This is a genomic window from Photobacterium sp. (assembly GCF_057456235.1).
This window is the reverse complement of the sequence record NZ_JBVCPH010000005.1, coordinates 22119-39415: the sequence shown is the minus strand read 5'-3', so window position 1 is coordinate 39415 and position 17297 is coordinate 22119. Positions and strand designations below refer to the sequence as shown.

The 17297-nt window shown below is 45.5% G+C and carries 14 protein-coding genes; 8 read left to right on the top strand and 6 right to left on the bottom strand.

Annotated features, from left to right (window positions below; translation table 11 throughout):
- Window positions 1-2: 2 nt before the first annotated feature.
- Entirely contained in the window at window positions 3-689 is a 687-nt protein-coding gene (pdsR, locus tag AC2204_RS07165) for a proteobacterial dedicated sortase system response regulator (RefSeq protein WP_318924823.1), read from the bottom strand.
- A gap of 267 nt (window positions 690-956) precedes the next feature.
- Between pdsR and pdsO the strand changes: the two genes are divergently transcribed.
- On the top strand, window positions 957-1712 hold the full coding sequence (gene pdsO / locus AC2204_RS07160; protein ID WP_318924822.1) for a sortase-associated OmpA-like protein PdsO: 756 nt from the start codon (window positions 957-959) through the stop codon (window positions 1710-1712).
- Between the two features lie 21 nt (window positions 1713-1733).
- Window positions 1734-1961, top strand: coding sequence for a hypothetical protein (locus AC2204_RS07155; RefSeq protein ID WP_318924821.1), 228 nt, complete (start codon window positions 1734-1736; stop codon window positions 1959-1961).
- Between the two features lie 400 nt (window positions 1962-2361).
- On the opposite strand, the gene AC2204_RS07150 is transcribed toward AC2204_RS07155, so the two are convergent.
- Window positions 2362-3306 carry a chemotaxis protein CheV gene (locus AC2204_RS07150; RefSeq protein WP_318924820.1) on the bottom strand — a complete coding sequence of 315 codons (945 nt, stop codon included), beginning with the start codon at window positions 3304-3306 and terminating at the stop codon, window positions 2362-2364.
- Between the two features lie 439 nt (window positions 3307-3745).
- Between AC2204_RS07150 and fdhF the strand changes: the two genes are divergently transcribed.
- Both fdhF and AC2204_RS07140 read left to right on the top strand, forming a co-directional pair.
- Window positions 3746-7921, top strand: a complete 4176-nt coding sequence (gene fdhF, locus AC2204_RS07145) for a formate dehydrogenase subunit alpha (protein ID WP_318924819.1) — start codon at window positions 3746-3748, stop codon at window positions 7919-7921.
- Between the two features lie 468 nt (window positions 7922-8389).
- Window positions 8390-8764, top strand: coding sequence for an NADH:ubiquinone oxidoreductase (locus AC2204_RS07140; RefSeq protein ID WP_318924818.1), 375 nt, complete (start codon window positions 8390-8392; stop codon window positions 8762-8764).
- A 144-nt stretch (window positions 8765-8908) separates the two neighbouring features.
- Here the strand turns inward: AC2204_RS07140 and nagA are convergent, their stop codons facing one another.
- Together nagA and AC2204_RS07130 are read right to left on the bottom strand one after the other, a co-directional pair.
- On the bottom strand, window positions 8909-10036 hold the full coding sequence (gene nagA / locus AC2204_RS07135; RefSeq protein ID WP_318924817.1) for an N-acetylglucosamine-6-phosphate deacetylase: 1128 nt from the start codon (window positions 10034-10036) through the stop codon (window positions 8909-8911).
- A 174-nt stretch (window positions 10037-10210) separates the two neighbouring features.
- Entirely contained in the window at window positions 10211-11110 is a 900-nt protein-coding gene (locus AC2204_RS07130) for a LysR family transcriptional regulator (RefSeq protein ID WP_318924816.1), read from the bottom strand.
- Window positions 11111-11203: 93 nt separating this feature from the next.
- Between AC2204_RS07130 and AC2204_RS07125 the strand changes: the two genes are divergently transcribed.
- On the top strand, window positions 11204-12601 hold the full coding sequence (locus tag AC2204_RS07125) for an MDR family MFS transporter (protein WP_318924815.1): 1398 nt from the start codon (window positions 11204-11206) through the stop codon (window positions 12599-12601).
- A gap of 74 nt (window positions 12602-12675) precedes the next feature.
- Here AC2204_RS07125 and AC2204_RS07120 read toward each other — a convergent pair whose 3' ends face one another.
- Both AC2204_RS07120 and AC2204_RS07115 read right to left on the bottom strand, forming a co-directional pair.
- Window positions 12676-13215, bottom strand: a complete 540-nt coding sequence (locus tag AC2204_RS07120) for a hydrolase (RefSeq protein ID WP_318924814.1) — start codon at window positions 13213-13215, stop codon at window positions 12676-12678.
- Between the two features lie 118 nt (window positions 13216-13333).
- Window positions 13334-14878 (bottom strand): glutamate synthase-related protein, encoded by a 1545-nt coding sequence (locus AC2204_RS07115; protein ID WP_318924813.1) that lies wholly within the window; start codon window positions 14876-14878, stop codon window positions 13334-13336.
- A 296-nt stretch (window positions 14879-15174) separates the two neighbouring features.
- Here AC2204_RS07115 and AC2204_RS07110 point away from each other — a divergent pair, with 296 nt between their 5' ends.
- The 3 genes from AC2204_RS07110 to AC2204_RS07100 all read left to right on the top strand — a co-directional run bounded on the left by AC2204_RS07110 (window position 15175) and on the right by AC2204_RS07100 (window position 17017).
- Window positions 15175-15318 carry a hypothetical protein gene (locus AC2204_RS07110; RefSeq protein WP_318924812.1) on the top strand — a complete coding sequence of 48 codons (144 nt, stop codon included), beginning with the start codon at window positions 15175-15177 and terminating at the stop codon, window positions 15316-15318.
- 216 nt (window positions 15319-15534) lie between these two features.
- Window positions 15535-16221 carry a VC0807 family protein gene (locus AC2204_RS07105; RefSeq protein WP_413466685.1) on the top strand — a complete coding sequence of 229 codons (687 nt, stop codon included), beginning with the start codon at window positions 15535-15537 and terminating at the stop codon, window positions 16219-16221.
- A gap of 340 nt (window positions 16222-16561) precedes the next feature.
- Window positions 16562-17017: a hypothetical protein gene (locus AC2204_RS07100; protein WP_318924809.1), complete on the top strand. Its 456-nt coding sequence runs from the start codon at window positions 16562-16564 to the stop codon at window positions 17015-17017.
- Window positions 17018-17297 lie beyond the last annotated feature (280 nt).

The following is a 17297-nucleotide window of genomic DNA, read 5'->3' as shown; positions in this document are numbered from 1 at the left end:
AGTTATGATCCCCAGCGATAGCCCATACCATAAACGGTATGGATGCAGTCAAATGCGGGATCGCTTTGGACAAACTTTTTACGAACACGTTTTACGTGAGAAGTGATTGTGCTGTCATCAACGACGATCTGAGCTTCCTGCATTAAGTCATCACGACTCTTTACGTGTCCGGGTCGTTTGGCAAGGGCGTAGATCAGCCAGAATTCAGTGACCGTCAGTTCGATCTGTTGCTGTTTCCAGAATACCTGCATTTTGTTTTTGTCGATGGTCAGCGAGCCTTGTTCAACTAAGCTTGCTTGCTCTGTCGGGGTTGCCATTAAATCGCTGCGTCGAAAAAGGGCAGCAATACGCGCAATTAGGTGGGGCAGGCTAACGTCTTTCGTCAGGTAGTCATCTGCTCCCATTCGTAAACCGCAGACGGTATCAAAGTCACTGTCACGGGCGGTTAAAAAGATAATCGGTACAGTAGGTGACATCGCCCGTAACGATTGACACAGGGAAAAACCACCATCAATTTCATCTTGCAGGCCAATGTCAATAATAGCGAGGTCGGGCAAGCGTTGCTCAAAAGCGGCGAGCGCCCTCGGGCGATTATCATAGCCTTGGACACTGTATCCATGTTTCTTTAATACATCGATATAGTTTTCACGGATCGCAGTTTCATCTTCGACTATGGCAATTCTTTTCATGGTTTACCTTGTTGTTTTGTCTTTATAACGTGGTTGTTGATATCGCGTTTGCCGTTTTATGTGCTGACTATACAACAAAAAGTTTGCTAAAAAAGCATGGAAAACAGATTGCCTTTTTTCTGCCACATTTGATCGCCACATTGCCATTTTTCATCCCCGGTATTGCCAGAACCGTTTGGTTTAATTACCTCATCGAAACGGGAACGCTTGTGTTAACAAGACCGTTAGTTTAACCACATACCCAGAGTAACTGATGAGGAAAACAAAATGAAAAAGCAGCTTATCTCCACAATGATCGCTACCACTCTGCTTGTTTCAGCCATTGCTCCTAGTGTACAGGCGAGTGAGGCCGATATCGCACAGAACCACGACATTGTGGCTGAGCAGGAACAACTTATTGGTTTAGGCTCGGGAGCCGCGCTGGGCGCACTAGTCGGCGGCCCGGCAGGGGCCATGATTGGTGCGATTATTGGCGGTATTGTCGGCACGACTGTCGGTCAGGAAGAGTTCATTAAGTCACAAGATGAAGAGCTGATCGAGCTGTCTGCGCGTAATACTGAACTTGAACGGGTTAGTCAGAAATTTAACCAGGCGCAAACTGAGATTGCTCATCTGCAGCAAGATCTGCAAGTGCAAAGGGATCAACAACAGGAATTGGACTTAGCGCTTGAGACGAATGTGCACTTTCGCACTGGTTCAGATTTGATTGAACCTCATTTTCAACAGCAGCTTGATGAGTTGGCCGAATTAATGAAGCAAGCACCGGAAGTAAAATGGCAGCTGTCGGGTTACGCAGATCGCCGTGGTGACAGTCAGAAGAACCTGGCCTTATCGATGCGTCGTGTGGATGCCGTGAGTCAATATCTGGCGGCTCGAGGTGTTGAGCGTGACCAGTTTGAAGTAGAAGCCTACGGGGAGTTAGAGCCGGTTAAATCAGAACAAAACTTCGAAAGTGACTTCTTTGACCGTCGTGTCACGTTGCGCAGTGAACAGCCTGAGATGCGTACAGCCCAAATGAAATAACTGCCGTAGGGGTGTTATGTGATGAAAGAAAATAAATCGGGAACACCGCGCTGGGTGCTTCCAGTTGCAATCATCGCGCTGATGACAATGCAGCTATCGCTGAAAACCGACGATGTACGGGCGCAGAAAATTGATACGCTTTATGGCGAATCGCTTGATCTTGTTAATGAAACGGTGAGTGATGGACCCTATTGGCATGAGTTGAACCGATCTGAACAAAACAGCGATGAGCCCTACCGGTATTTTTAATGGTTAATGGATTTAAAAACAGACCATTACCGTTGCACTGTAATGGTAATGAGTTGTGGTTTGTAACGTGGGGGGGAGTGGAGAGGAATGAAAATCGCGCAGGGTGTCGGTTATGACAGCAGAAGTAACAAGCTCGATTTTAACGTAAGCCATACTATTTGCTTGATTAGACAACGGTTATTACATGTATGTCTACTGGATGAGCACCAGATGATGAGAGCGGTACTCAGGTTGTCGATTATCCATTTAAGTCTGGTTTATTGCTGATTTATATTGCTTTGAATTGCCAGTTCCAGGGGATTAGTTAAATACTAATATTGGTATCGGTAAACGAAAACTCGCCTCTGGGCGAGTTTTGCTGTGAGGGCCTCGTTTGAGTGAATCTCTAGATTTGTGTTTTTTACTGCGTGATGACTTCGCGCAAACGGTCCTGAACAACTTCGACCAGTAAATCCGGTTGAAATTTTGAGATGAAGCGGTTACACCCCACTTTTTTCACCATAGCTTCGTTAAAACGACCGCTCAACGAGGTATTTAACGCGATATGAAGATCTTTCATTCGAGGATCATTTCGCACTTCATTGGTGAGCTTATAGCCATCCATTTCCGGCATCTCGGCATCGGTAAACATCATTAAGATTTCCTCATTGATGTTCTTACCTTGATCACACCAGCCTTTCAGCATGTTAAGGGCTTTCAGGCCATTACTGGCTTCGATAACGTCGACGCCAAGTTGAGCCAGAGTTTCTCGGATCTGAGCTCGGGCCGTTGATGAGTCATCGACAATTAAGATTTTACGGCCTTGGAGCTGGCTGACAATCGTGTCGTCGAGTATGTCCTCTGAAATCTGGATATTGTAGTCAATAATTTCAGCTAGCACTTTTTCAACATCAATGATGCTGACGATGCGCTTGACACCTTCGCGTTCAAGGTTGGTGATCGCCGTGAGGTAATTATTTCGGCCAACCTGATCGGGCGGTGGTTGAATATCTTTCCAGGTCATGTTGACAATATTCATAACCTGGCCTACGAGGAAAGCCTGAACTGTGCGGTTATATTCAGTAACGATCATGTTGCAATCGGGAGTTTGCTCAGTGCTTCTCATCCCAATGGCACCGCGCAGATCAATAACAGGAATAGAAATACCACGGATATTGGCGACCCCGCAGATATTGGGATGAGAGCCTGGCAAAGCGTGAAGGTGCGGAAGTTTAACAACTTCTTTTACTTTAAACACATTAATGGCAAATAGCTGTGAAGTATTCAGTTGGAAGATTAAAAGTTCAAGCCGGTTTTCACCAACAAGCTGTGTACGTTGATCAACAGAGTCTAAAATATTGGCCATAACCTGTCCGGAAAATCACTGAATAATTAAAGTTATCATTAAATTATAAAATGACATGGCTGGCAAAGTCACGCCCTATATGCATCTGTTAGACACAGATCTCCCTACAGATGCGAGGGAATTATAAAAGAGTGCTTCTTACCAGTTAAGAATAACCGCCATTTTCGTTCATGTGTAAAAGTGATAGAAATAAAGCTATCAGTGTTTTAAATCAAAGAATTTTGTGCTGCATTTGATACGTTTGGGAGATAATAAAAAATTGATGATTTTTCCCCCAATCATCCTCGCGCAACTGCTATTCGCACAATTGCTGCTATTTGCACAAAGCGAAGTTTGAGAAGCAATGGGTCACTGAAGCCAAAAGATCATTCTCGACCGAATGCCTTTAGCTCGTGGTGATCATAATGATGCATTGCCGAGAAAAACAAAGAGGCAATCAATGATAAATGTCACGATAGATGAACAGGCTTATACCGTCGATGATCAACAGACCCTGCTCGACGTTGCAATGCACTGCAAAATTGAAATTCCGTCACTGTGTGGATTAAACAAAAGTGGTGAAAAAGACCCATGTGGTTTATGCGTAGTCGATGTTGAAGGGCTGGGTATTCAACGGGCATGTGAAATAAGACCCGTTGAAGGTATGACGGTGACAACCGCCTCTGATGAGATTTCGTCGCTTCGTCAACAGGCACTTAATAGAATTTTGTCAGATCACTATGCGGACTGTGAAGCGCCATGCCAGACAGCGTGTCCCGCAGGCGTGGATATTCAGTCATATTTGTACCATATCTCGCAAAATGATCATCAAAAAGCTGTTGAGGTGATCAAGCGAACGCTGCCTATGCCACTGTCGATTGGACGCGTCTGTCCGGCTTTCTGTGAATCAGAGTGCCGTCGAGGGCTGGTGGATGAACCGGTCGCTATCAGACAGCTTAAACGTCATGCCGCCGATATTGATTTGGCAGCACAAGAAAGCTATGTGCCGGAGAAAAAACCAGCTAAAGGCAAATCAATCGCGGTGGTCGGTAGCGGCCCGGGCGGTTTAACCTGTGGTTATTATCTGACCAACGAAGGCTATGACGTTACCGTTTATGAGTCGATGCCAGAAGCGGGTGGCTGGCTCCGTTACGGGATCCCGGAATACCGTTTACCAAAAGCAATTTTAAATAAAGAAATTGAGCTGATATGCCGCAACGGCCTGCAGGTTGAGACCTCTAAAAAGCTCGGTGTCGACTTCACCCTGTCTCAGTTAAGCAAAGAGTTTGATGCTGTCTGCCTCGCGGTGGGCGCATCGAAAGCCGTCGAGATGAATTACCCGGGCAGCGATCTTAATGGTTGCTACCTGGGCGTCGATTATCTTAAAGATTATGTGACCGATCAGCGTTTTATTACCGGTAAAAAAGTGGCCGTTATCGGCGGCGGTAATACTGCCATTGACTGTGCCCGAACAGCTGTTCGTGACGGGGCCGATACAACGTTAATCTATCGACGTACCCGTGATGAAATGCCGGCGGAAGATTATGAAATTGTTGAGGCCGAACATGAAGGGGTGAAATTCCATTTCTTAACCAACCCGGTTGAAAATATTGCAGACGACCAGGGACGTGTTTGCGATATTAAACTGGAAAAAATGGCATTAGGTGAAGCGGATGCGTCTGGTCGTCGCAGACCTGAAGCAACCGGAGAGTTCTTTACCGAAGCTTTCGATACCGTGATAGCGGCGGTATCGCAAAAGCCGGATCTTGATTTCCTTGAAGGTGAAGAGCTTAAGCTGCCGGTGACGCGCTGGCTAACGCAAGAATCGGATCCGAATACCATGCACTCAGGGTTGGAGAATATCTTCAGTATCGGTGATTTCCGCCGAGGTCCGGCGACTGCCATTGAAGCGGTCGCAGACGGGCGTATTGCTGCCGAGGCGATTGATCGTTTTTTTAATGGCGATATGGAACATATTCCGGTTAAGCCGTTCAATTCGCAAAAAGAAAGCAAACTGAAGCAGGTCGATCCCGAACACTTCGCCGGTATTAAAAAAGCCATGCGTGCTGTGATGCCGGAATTAAGTAATACCGATCGTGCATTTAATTTAAGTGAAGTGGAAACCGGGTTTAGCAACGAAGAAGCCATGCGCGAAGCAGCTCGCTGTCTGGAGTGCGGTTGCCAGGCGAATACCGACTGCAAGCTGCGGGACTATGCGACCGAATATAAGGTTGCCGAAACCAATCTCAATCACGAGAGCCGTCAGAAATTCAGTGTTGATGATAGCTCGGAATTTATCGTTTTTGATGCCAATCGCTGCATCAGCTGCGGCCAGTGTGTCAAGGCCTGTAATGAGCAGGGGGTACACGGCGTACTCAACTTCTCATCAAGCGCGCCCGTCAGTGGTGCTGGCGATAGCGAAACGCGTGCCAACCGTCCCGCATGTCGACCGGGCTTTGAAAATGGTTACAGCATGGGCGATTCAAATTGTGTGCAGTGTGGCGCCTGTGTCCAGGTATGTCCGACCGGGGCGCTCGTAGACAGCCGGGATAAGTCGCAAGGCCGAATTGAAATGCTGACTCCCGTCGATACCATTTGTACCTATTGCGGCGTCGGCTGTAAGCTGACCATGTTTGTTGACGAATCTCTGAACCAGATCCGTTATGTGCAAGGTGCAAAAGATTCCCCGGTGAACCAGGGAATGCTCTGTGTTAAAGGTCGTTTCGGATTTGATTTCATTCATAGCAATGAGCGCCTGACTACGCCATTGATCCGCAGAGATGGCAAATTACAAGCTGCAAGTTGGGAAGATGCATTAGCGTTGGTAGCGGATAAGCTTAAGGGGATTAAAACCGAGCACGGTGGCAATGCCTTAGCGGGGTTCTCATCGGCCAAAACGACCAATGAAGATAATTATGCCTTCCAGAAATTTATTCGCCGCGAGCTCGGCACTAATAATGTCGATCACTGTGCGCGGCTTTGTCATGCATCAACAGTGAGCGGGCTTGAGGCATCTATTGGCAGTGGTGCGATGACCAATGATATTCCAAGTATTGCGCACTCTGATGTGGTGTTTATTATTGGCTCTGACACAACCTCTGCCCACCCGATCATTGCTTCACATATCAAGCAAGCCATTCGCCATGGTAAGGCACGCTTAATTGTGGCCGATCCGAAGCGTATTGATATTGCCGAGCATTCAGAGATCTATGTGGCGCATCGTCCGGGCACGGATGTGATGTTGCTGAACGGGATCATGCAGCAAATCATTAAGCATGGCTGGCACGATCAAGTCTATATTGCCGAGCGTGTTGAAGGATTTGATGTACTTAAAGCAGAAGTGATGAGCGAAGAGTACGCACCCGATAAAATCGAGTTGATCACCGGCGTTAAGGCATCTGACGTGATTAAAATGGCGGAAATGATCGGTAAAGCCGAGCGTACTGCAGTTTATTACTCAATGGGTATTACCCAGCATACGACGGGTCACGATAACGTCCGCTCCATTGCTAACCTGCAACTGCTGTGTGGCAACATCGGCATTGAAGGTGGCGGCATTAACCCACTACGTGGCCAGTCAAATGTACAGGGGGCCTGTGATATGGGGGCCTTGCCTGATAACCTCCCGGGTTATCAGAAAGTCTATTTGCCTGATGTTCACGCCAAGTTTGCTGACGCATGGAATAAACCGGATTTGCCGAAAGAATCTGGTCTGACTCTGACTGAAATTATTGATGCGGCATGCCATGATCAGGTCAAAGGCTTATATGTGATGGGTGAAAACCCTGTACTGAGTGATCCTAATCAGGCGCATGTCATTGAAGCACTGGAAAAGCTGGACTTCTTAGTCGTACAGGATATTTTCCTGACAGAAACAGCGCAGTATGCAGATGTGGTGTTACCGTCTTGTTCATTTGCTGAAAAATCAGGTAACTTCACCAATACTGAGCGGCGGGTGCAGCGTATCTCTCCGGCGGTGAATCCACCTGGTGAAGCCAAAGAAGACTGGTGGATCATCCAGAGCATCGCGAATGCAATGGGCAGTGACTGGACCTATCAGTCGGTGCAGGATATTACCGAAGAGATCACTCAGTTGACGCCTCAGTATGCAGGTATTAGCTGGGATCGTGTCGGTAAAGAGGGGGTTCAGTGGCCATGTAATGAGAATGCGCCCGCCGGCACCCGTATCATGCATACCGAGCAATTTACCCGTGGTAAAGGCGAAATGACCGCAATTCCGTTCCGTTATGCTGCAGAATTGCCAGATGAAGAATACCCGTTGATACTGACAACCGGTCGTCTGTTAGAGCAATTCCATACCGGGACCATGACACGCAAAACGAAAGGGTTGGATAACCTGGCCGGGCCGCGAGCCATGATTTCGGTTGCTGATGCTGAGCGGTTAGGTATTCATAACGGCGAAATGCTGAGAGTATCGACGCGTCGCGGAAGCATAGAAACGCCGGCATTCGTGACAAAGAGAATGCAGCAAGGTGTGGTTTTTGTACCATTCCACTTTGTCGAATCGCCAGCTAACCGCCTGACCAGCTCTGCAACAGATCCTTACGCCAAAATTCCGGAATTTAAAGTAGCTGCAGTGAAGATAGAGAAAGTCGAGGAGCTGGCGTCCGTATAAGATTTATTCACCGATCTAACCTATTATGAGTCAATAAACCACCAATAACTTATTGTTATTGGTGGTTTTTTTATGACAGGACCGTGATCCTGATGATTCTTTGGTTTCAATAATGAAATATAAAATTCCATATCTAGTGCTGTTTTCTGGCCAAAATAGGCGCAGAACTATCACTGGATTTTGAATTTAACAGTCAATTTCAGAATAATTAATTACAAAAGTATGTTTGTAAAAACTTCTTACAATTTACCGGTTATTTAACATGACCTTAGCCACTTTGGTAAAATTAAATAACTATCAATGGATTGGGGGGGATCTGGTTTTAAATTAATGGAAAAAAACTCTTTTATTCTGTAACGACCAAATGGCGCTTTGTATGAAAACCGAACAGAAAATGTAAAAATAAGACTGTGGACAAAGATTATTTTTGAAGGGACGCTTTATCCAATAATACTCGTTGAGGCGTTTATGAAATTCGGTCTGATCTTTCTGGTTTCGATAGTGGCAGGTGTTCTTTCTGGTGAACATTTCCATTCATTTATGGTTGGCTTTGGTATCGCAGCTGTTGCTGTCGGTGCTGGTTATTGGCTGGCGTTCCGTTCAACGCGTTATCCGCAACTTGCTGCATTGTTGTTGTTGATGGGAATGATGGCGAAAATGACCGTTACCGTTGTGGGGGTGATGTGGAGCTTAGAAGCGAATCTGATCAACTCCCCATTGGTTTTCTCATTGTCTTATTTGTTCTTTTCTATCGTCGTGACTTACCTGTACTTTAAACTACGTGAGTTCCAGATGAACAGAACATCAAAATCCGCTATGAAAAAGAAGCCATTGGCGGCATAAGCTGCGTAATGGCTGAAGAAAGTAGCTTGTCAGATACTGTTTGTTATTAAAAATGAATTATTAAAAAGGGGCTAAGTTAGCCCCTTTTTCGATCTCGACTGTAATCACAAGAAACGTATTACGCGAATATGTAACGTGGCAAACTTAAATTGTGTGCATCTGACCCATTTGGAAAACGGTCTGTATCTGATTATTCTCATCAAGTAAGGCGATGTTCGCTTTGTAACCGGTTTTTAATCGACCATATTCATTATCAATCTTTAATGCTTTTGCCGGGTATAAACTTGCCATCCGCAATGCTTCTTCGCGGCTAAGGCCGACGTGATCAATCAGGTTTTTCACCCCATCAATCATGGTAATGGCAGATCCGGCTATTGTCCCGTCTTTATAATGGCACTTACCTTCTGTTACATATGCAGTAGTACCAGCCATATTATATTCGGTTAAATCCGTTCCGGCAGGCGCTACAGCATCAGTGACCAAGAATAATTTTTCCCCCAGCACCTGGTGGGCGATACGGACGGAAGCATATGAAGAGTGAATGCCGTCGACAATAATGCCGGCATGGGGTTTTTTATCGAAGATGTAACCCACCGTGCCCGGTTCACGAGAGCCTAAAGGTGTCATGGCATTGTAGAGATGAGTCGCCATTGTTACGCCTTGCTTACTGATCAGCTCATCGTAGCTAGCGTTGGTATGGCCTAATGAAACGGTAATACCTGCTTGTGTGAGAATATCGATAACCGATTGTGGTGTGTTTTCAGGCGCAAGGGTAACGACACGGATCTTATTCGCATTATCAGCAAGGTAATGGGCGGTTGTCTCATCCAGTTGGCGTATGAAACTCTCTTGATGCGCCCCTTTTTTTTCTTTACTAATAAATGGACCTTCGAGGTGCAGGCCTAAGATACCCTGACTGGCCGGATCGTCGATATCTGCGATCAAGTCAATCACCTGTTTCATCAACGGAGCCTGACTGGTAATAAAAGTCGGCAGATACTGCGTTGTACCATTTTTGAGGTTGGTGGCATTCATGACATCGAGGGTATTTTTCCTAATATCGGTATTGAGTAATACACCTCCACAGCCGTTTAATTGAATATCAATAAAACCGGATGTTGCAAGTAACCCATTGGCATTGAAGGTCTTCTCAGGAAGGTACGCTGCAGACATCGGTACGATAGCCTGAATAGTATCTTGCTCAATGATCATTGCTTGGTCATAAAGAACGCTGCGACCATCAAAAACGTTAACATGAGTAATTGCAAACATAAGCATCTCAATTATTAAGCGTGTTTATAATTATAGATGGGGGTAGCGTCGGTTTTATCACAACCGCATTCCCAACCAATGGTGATGAAAAGATATGATTGTCTATCTTATTTCTCATTAAAAAATAAGATAGACAATCAGCGCGTTTTAGTCAATGGGTAAAGACGCATTTTTTTAAATGTTATTTTTGTAGGTATCAAGAGGTAGCCAGTGTTGAAAAATAAAGTCGACCAACGCCTGAGTACGTTCTGAAAGCAGTTTTCGTTGTGGATGCAGCATAAAGACATCTGAACCTTCCATTTGCCAGTCGGGCAACAACTGCACTAACTGTCCGTTTAGAAGCGACGATTTCGCGTACCATTGAGGCAAACGAGCAATACCCAAGCCGGCAATGGCGGCATTATAAATACATTCCAGCTCATCGGATTGAATTCGAGCATTGGGGCTTAGCCTAAATGTATCAGCTTCAGTCTGTGTAAATACCCAGCGTTGTTTGGGGTTTGGTGAAAGCAGATCATAGCAGCTTAGTTGGTTGGGGTGGGTCAATCCCGGTTTGTTTTGTAAGTAGCTCGGTGTTGCGCACAGTACCGATGGACTGTGTGACAGTTTACGTCCTACCCAGTCTGAGGCTGGCTGGTGACCAAATCGCAGCGCGATGTCGATGTCACCACGCAGATAATAATCATTTTGGTTACCCAATTGAAAACGGATCTGTACTTGGGGATGCTGTTTGGCAAACTCTAACGCAATCGGTCCAATCTGATGCTGAAGCGGAATGATCGGGGCATTGATGACAATAAGTCCGGAAAAGTCTTCTTTTTCTTTATCGACATTTTCCAGACGCAGGTGAATATCATCAAACAGCGATGAGAATTGCTGTACTAACAGTTGCCCGTCTTTTGTCAGACTCAACTCTTTGGCATGTCGCAGCAGTAACTTACGTCCGGTATCTGATTCTAGCTGTTGGATTCTGCGACTAAGAGTACTGGTAGGGACAGCCCTTTGCCGGGCGGCAATGGCAAAGCTGCCAGCCTTCACTACAGATAAAAAAAGGTCTAAGTCATCAAGCTTCATTTAATGATCCCATATTTGGAATGATGAGACTCATTATATCCTGTTTTCGAATCGGTTAAGTTGTTTTAACATTGTTTATTTATGGGGGAATGTATGTCACCTAAGACAATTTTTGCTAGCGTTGCGCTCGTTATCGCTTTGGGTTCCTTAGAAAAAAGTATTGTCACAACCCCTTTGCCTATTATTGGGCAAGAACTAGGGGCGGGGCAGGCGCTCACTTGGGTGGTCACGGCTTATTTGCTAGCCGCAACAGCGGTATTGCCAGTCTATGGCAAGTTAAGTGATATGTTCGGTCGCGTAAAAATGCTCAATAGCAGCATATTTCTATTTGTTGGCGGCTCTGTGGCTTGTGCATTGTCACAAGATTTAACGACATTGATTGCTTCACGGGTGCTGCAAGGGATCGGTGGTGGTGGCTTGATTGCCTTAGCATTCACGGTGATCGCCGATAGTATTCCTGCCCGTGAAGTGGGTAAATATCAGGGCTATATCTCTGCGGTTTATGCGGTATCCAGTATTGCTGGCCCGATGCTGGGGGGGTATTTTGCTGAGCATTTGAGTTGGCGCTGGGTGTTTTGGATTAATATTCCGCTGGGAGGCCTGGCTTTATGGATGATCAATAAAAACCTCAAGCACCTTAATACCGGGCGTAAGTCTAAGTTTGACTGGAAAGGTGCAGGGTTGCTAATGACCACAACGACCTTGCTGCTGTTACTTATTTCACCTGAATCGACTATCGATATGGGAGTCATAGGCGGCGCTCTGGCTGCGACGGTGATGCTATTGGTCTGGGTTGAGCGAAAAGCAAAAGATCCCATTCTACCCGTACGGCTGGTTTTTTTACCGGGGTATTTGGTGAGTGTATTGCTGATGCTCTGCTCACAACTGCTGATGTTTGCGGTATTGGTTTATCTGCCATTACAAATGCAGTGGCAAAAGGGTATGACGGCATCCGGCAGCGGTCTGGTGATGATGATCTTTATGTGCAGTATTACCGCAGGGGCGTATTTCGGTGGTAAACAAATTGCAAAGAGAGGCTATTATAAACCCTTTGTTGTCGTTGGTTTTTTATTGGCAACCTTAGCTTTGTGGCAACTTCATGCTGATGTGTTACTGCCGTTCGCTTTGGCGTCAGCAGGTCTCGGGTTAGGATTTACGTTACCGGCATTGAGTGTGGTGGTTCAGAATGTGTTGCCAGCAAGAGATCGTGGCATCGGAATGTCGTTATTTGGCTTTGGCCGGGAACTGGGTGGGGCGATTGGTGTTGCGATTTGTTCAGCGCTGTTTCACAGTAAGGTTCCGACCTTGATCACGGAAGGTAGTGACGGTGCTTTAGCGCACTTTGACTCAACAATATTAGAGCAAGGCTTCAGCTTAATCTATGCAGGTATGGCGGTGGTCGCTGTGGCGGCATTACTCATGGCGGTCTTCGCAATGAAGGCGCAGTCACTGTCGAGTGAAATCGCCCGTCATTCGGTGAAAGATAAGTAATAGGAATTGAAGTCGATATAGCCCAGTGAACAGCATTGGGCTACATTCTAACTTTCTTCTTTTAAGCCTTTCGATTATTTGATGATTTTTAGCATTTGTTTGAAGCGCTCGCCTTCCGCGATAGATTGCAACTCAAATAGCGCCATTTCCGTGCAAGTAAGGTTGATTCCGGCGTGCTGCATTTTATCTAGAGCAAGCTGTTTGTTTTGCGGGGTCCGTGAAGATACGGCATCGCTAATCACTTCGACATGGTAGCCGGCGTCATGTAAATCTATCGCTGTTTGATACACACAAATGTGGGCCTCAATACCGGTCACTAACACGTTTTTACAATCTGTTGCTTTGAGTGCAGCAGCAAATTCCGGGTTACGATAAGCACTAAAGGTGCTTTTAACTACAGGTTTTTGCAGTTCGATATTATCCGTAATCTGAGAAATAGTTGTTCCGAGTTTGTCCGGCAATTGTTCTACCCAAAGGGTAGGTAGTCCAAGGATATTTGCGCCTTTGACCATGGTTTCAAGATTACCGAACAGTGCCTCTTTCTCGTCCATGATCTGTGCCAGTTTACCCTGAACATCTATAATCAGTAGTGCCGTATTAGTGGTATCAAGCATAGTGGGATCCCCTTGAAATAATCAGCTAAACAGGTCCCAGCATAATCGCTTTTTTCTGTTATGCAATTAGACGTTAGCTATCTGTGAATAAGCACAGAATACATTGAGCAACAATACTTCAATCCCGCTGTTTAAACCCTGAGTATTCAATACCGGCTAATCTTGCCATCTCATGATCCCATGTTGCCAAATCATCTTTATTAAATTGATTTAAGTGGCGGTGGCCACAGGCTCTTGCCATTACTTGCATCAGTTCGGTTGAGGCGGCAAAAAAATTAGCCAGCTGTTTGGCCGCTTTGTCGGGATTTAACTTCTGGCGTAAATCCTTTTTCTGCGTCGTGATACCTGCCGGGCAATTATTAGTATTACAGATACGAGCAGCCACGCAGCCGATCGATTGCATGGCGCTGTTAGCAATGGCAATGCCATCGGCACCCAATGCCAGGGCTTTGATAAAATCACTGGGCACCCTTATGCCACCAGTGATGATCAGAGTGACATAGTCTGTCATGCCTTGCTTATCAAGAAAGTAACGGGCACGCGCTAAAGCCGGAATGGTAGGCACGCTGATGTGATCCCTAAATAATTGCGGGGCCGCTCCCGTACCACCGCCACGACCGTCAAGAATGATATAGTCTGCGCCAGCTTCGAGAGCAAATCCCATGTCACGTTCGATATGGTTAGCACTGAGCTTGAATCCAATGGGGATCCCGTTGGTGATTTCCCTGACATTATTAGCGAACTCGGCGAAATCCTTCACGGTTTTTAGATCGGTAAATGTAGGAGGGGAAATTGCGTCAGTCCCCTCTGTTAATCCACGTACTTGCGCAATTCTTCCGACATTCTTGGCTGCAGGAAGGTGACCGCCTGTCCCCGTTTTAGCTCCCTGTCCTCCTTTAAAGTGAAATGCCTGTACCATTTTCAGTAATTCCTCGTGGTAACCAAATTTGGCGCTGGCCAGTTCATAAAAATAACGGCTGTTAGCTTGTTGCTCTTCTGCGAGCATACCGCCTTCACCTGAGCAGATCCCCGTTCCGGCCAGCTCAGCCCCCATAGCTAATGCCGTTTTGGCTTCTTCCGAAAGCGCACCAAAGCTCATGTCAGAGACAAAAAGTGGTATATCAAGCACTAATGGTCGTTTTGCTTTCGGGCCTATAACCAGTTCGGTACCCACTTTCGTCTCTTCCGGTAATGGCTTGGCGGCCAGCTGCGCCACCATGATTTGGATGTCATCCCACAGGGGCAATTGGTAGCGTGGCACTCCCATGGCCGTCATAGGGCCGTGGTGGCCCAATGTTGACAGGCCTTCCCGAGCCAGTTGATGAATGAAAGCGACTGTGGGCTCTTCCTTTGTTGCGGTGGCAACTGGCATCTCATCATGACGACTTAGTACACCTGGACCTTCTTTACCGATATCACTTACTGAGAATTGCCGATGAGTGCCATCACAGAAAGGGGCATTTTGAGTATGTTTACAGGCACATAAGTATTCTTCACTGCTTTTATCCGCTTTAAAAGCCTTTGGGGTCATACCTGTACCTTGATGAGAGCCATCACAAAATGGTTGGTTGGCTGAACGGCCGCAAGCACAGAAGTGATACTCCTCGCCCGCATTAAGGTGAACTTTGAGCGGACGGTTATTGGCCACAATCGGTTTAGTCATCACTCGACTCCTGTTTAAATTGTGTGATGTACGCACAACGCCATTTCGTGTTTTTTGATTTCGTACGTATCGGATTGAGTATGGAGGAGGAGGGCAGATTTTGCCTGTACGAACTAAATGAGGGATTGTTCAAAATAATAGAACAAAGTGTTCCAAAACGACGTGTTTAAAAAATGACAGGAGCGGAGTACAGTAGCGTTCAACAATTTGATGGCATGCTATATATCCAAGTACCTCAAGATACAGTGGAAGTTCTGAATCTCACATCATGAGGGGTTGGGTATCGGATACACACAATGAATAAGTATAAAAAAGTAAAGAGTGTAATGAATGTGATGATTTATGCCGCAGGCATAGTCGGGGTGGCGTTTATCTTGCCGGCTTGTATTGGTTTTGTTTTGTCAGAGTTAGCACCATCTGTTCTTCTTCACTTTCCCTAATGGCTGATGGGGAATTAGGGCGCATTAAGGCAATATCAATCAGTTAGAACGGTCTTCAGTACGGAGGTTATTTTATACCAGCTATCAGTGTATTGTAGAGCTTTCCGGTTCTGATGGTCCTCTACTTTAATGCTTTGTAACGTGATACCTCTTTACAGCATCGAAAAATAGCGGAACAATGGACCGGCATTTCTTTAGTAACCTTTGAATGAGATTATGGCTGAAAAAAAAGCGAACCCATTTACTGATTTGATCTTTAACGTCATTGTACCGTCTGTCATTCTGATGAAATTGAGTGGTGACGACCATCTTGGCTCGGTTGGTGCGCTTGTTATCGCATTAGCATTTCCTGTTGTTTTTGGTGGCTACGAACTGATCCGATTCAAAAAGTTTAATTTTATTTCATTGCTAGGCTTTGTCAGCATCTTGCTTACTGGTGGTATAGGTCTGTTAGAACTGGATACCAAGTGGTTAGCCGTTAAGGAAGCCCTGATCCCTGGCTTAATTGGCTTGGGGGTATTTATTTCAACCTACACTAAATATCCTGTTGTCAGTAAGATGCTTTTAAACGATAACGTTTTAAATCTTCCTTTGATCAGGGAAAAATTAGCGATGAATAACAAGCAAGATCAATTTGATCGTTGTCTTGTACAGTCTAACTATTTATTTGCCAGCACGTTTATTTTCTCGTCGGTGATGAACTATATCTTAGCTACCACGATTGTAACCAGTCCTTCCGGCTCTGCGGCTTTTAACGAAGAACTCGGAAAGTTAACCTTAATGAGTTATCCGATGATAGCGATTCCATCAATGCTCATGATGATGGGCATTTTTTATTTCGTCTGGCGCAAAACTCGCCAGATGACACAGCTTGAATCAGCTCAGATCTTTAAAGCTCAATAATCAGCAAAAATCCGGAACCAATTGGTTCCGGATTTTTTATTCCAGAGTTCACCTTTCGTATTAATTCCACGTGCAAAACGCTCTGAATCGCTCAGATACTCCGCCCTCTATTGCATAAGAAATACTTCGTTGCCGCAGAGCCATCTGTAAGTGAGCGAAGGAACGGTCTTTTTGAAATTACACTCTAAATCAAATGCTTATTAATATAATCCTGCCGGCTTAGCGGGTGATGGCGTCTTATAGTTGAGACTATATGGGGTTTACATAGACACTCTGGAAGAATCGGTAATACTTTACTAAGAACACCACCGGGGTGTTCTTAATTTTCCTGTGGTGGGTTATGAAGTTGTTTTCAGGTTTTCTATCACTTTGTCTGGTCACGGCTTGTACTTCTCAGGAGCCTTTTCATGATCAGTTAAGCCAGCAAGGCCAGTTTGTGCAAGACAAGTGCTATAGCACATCGACATACAGCTTATCAGAGTCTTTTGACGAATTTATCCATGAACGTCAGCAGGAGCTGAGTGTACTGCGCCCAGAGCTGACAGATGAAAACTATGATCAGTTAGATTTTGCCCTAAAATATTTTTCAGCTCAGTGGGATGAATTGAGTTCAGAGCGGGACATGGCATGTGAACAACGTGCCACATGTGAGTTTTTCCAAACTAAAAACGCCAAGAAGCAAGGCTATGCTCAGGATATCTGCGAAAGTACAGATTTTAAATACAATGTAAGCAGAGCCAAGATCATTACTTTTTTCAGTGATATTGAGCAACTACAGCTGCAAAGAAACGAATAAACCTGCCATAGAAGCCAATAAACCTCGCTCAGAGAGTGACTGAGCGTCCCCAGTTCAGCCTCAATGAGCTTAAAAGGGAGTAATCATTCCGATACTTATTGTGTTTGAACTGAACTCGTTGAGCTGCTCTGACTCCTCCATATTGAGATCACTTGAGCATAGATTGCGCAGTGTTGAATCTACTTTTACTCCGTGATGTCTTGTATACTGATATTTAAGATAATACCGATTGGTATCACGCCGTATAGACTACTCATCGGATTCAATAAGAGCCTAGTGT

What these genes read in the sequence shown, in the direction of transcription:
- fdhF (WP_318924819.1), top strand. Translation starts at nt 3,746, where the DNA reads ATGATAAATGTCACGATAGATGAACAGGCTTATACCGTCGATGATCAA.
- AC2204_RS07110 (WP_318924812.1), top strand. Translation starts at nt 15,175, where the DNA reads ATGAATAAGTATAAAAAAGTAAAGAGTGTAATGAATGTGATGATTTAT.
- AC2204_RS07155 (WP_318924821.1), top strand. Translation starts at nt 1,734, where the DNA reads ATGAAAGAAAATAAATCGGGAACACCGCGCTGGGTGCTTCCAGTTGCA.
- AC2204_RS07105 (WP_413466685.1), top strand. Translation starts at nt 15,535, where the DNA reads ATGGCTGAAAAAAAAGCGAACCCATTTACTGATTTGATCTTTAACGTC.
- nagA (WP_318924817.1), bottom strand. Translation starts at nt 10,036, where the DNA reads ATGTTTGCAATTACTCATGTTAACGTTTTTGATGGTCGCAGCGTTCTT.
- AC2204_RS07120 (WP_318924814.1), bottom strand. Translation starts at nt 13,215, where the DNA reads ATGCTTGATACCACTAATACGGCACTACTGATTATAGATGTTCAGGGT.
- AC2204_RS07115 (WP_318924813.1), bottom strand. Translation starts at nt 14,878, where the DNA reads ATGACTAAACCGATTGTGGCCAATAACCGTCCGCTCAAAGTTCACCTT.
- pdsO (WP_318924822.1), top strand. Translation starts at nt 957, where the DNA reads ATGAAAAAGCAGCTTATCTCCACAATGATCGCTACCACTCTGCTTGTT.
- AC2204_RS07100 (WP_318924809.1), top strand. Translation starts at nt 16,562, where the DNA reads ATGAAGTTGTTTTCAGGTTTTCTATCACTTTGTCTGGTCACGGCTTGT.
- AC2204_RS07125 (WP_318924815.1), top strand. Translation starts at nt 11,204, where the DNA reads ATGTCACCTAAGACAATTTTTGCTAGCGTTGCGCTCGTTATCGCTTTG.
- pdsR (WP_318924823.1), bottom strand. Translation starts at nt 689, where the DNA reads ATGAAAAGAATTGCCATAGTCGAAGATGAAACTGCGATCCGTGAAAAC.
- AC2204_RS07150 (WP_318924820.1), bottom strand. Translation starts at nt 3,306, where the DNA reads ATGGCCAATATTTTAGACTCTGTTGATCAACGTACACAGCTTGTTGGT.
- AC2204_RS07130 (WP_318924816.1), bottom strand. Translation starts at nt 11,110, where the DNA reads ATGAAGCTTGATGACTTAGACCTTTTTTTATCTGTAGTGAAGGCTGGC.
- AC2204_RS07140 (WP_318924818.1), top strand. Translation starts at nt 8,390, where the DNA reads ATGAAATTCGGTCTGATCTTTCTGGTTTCGATAGTGGCAGGTGTTCTT.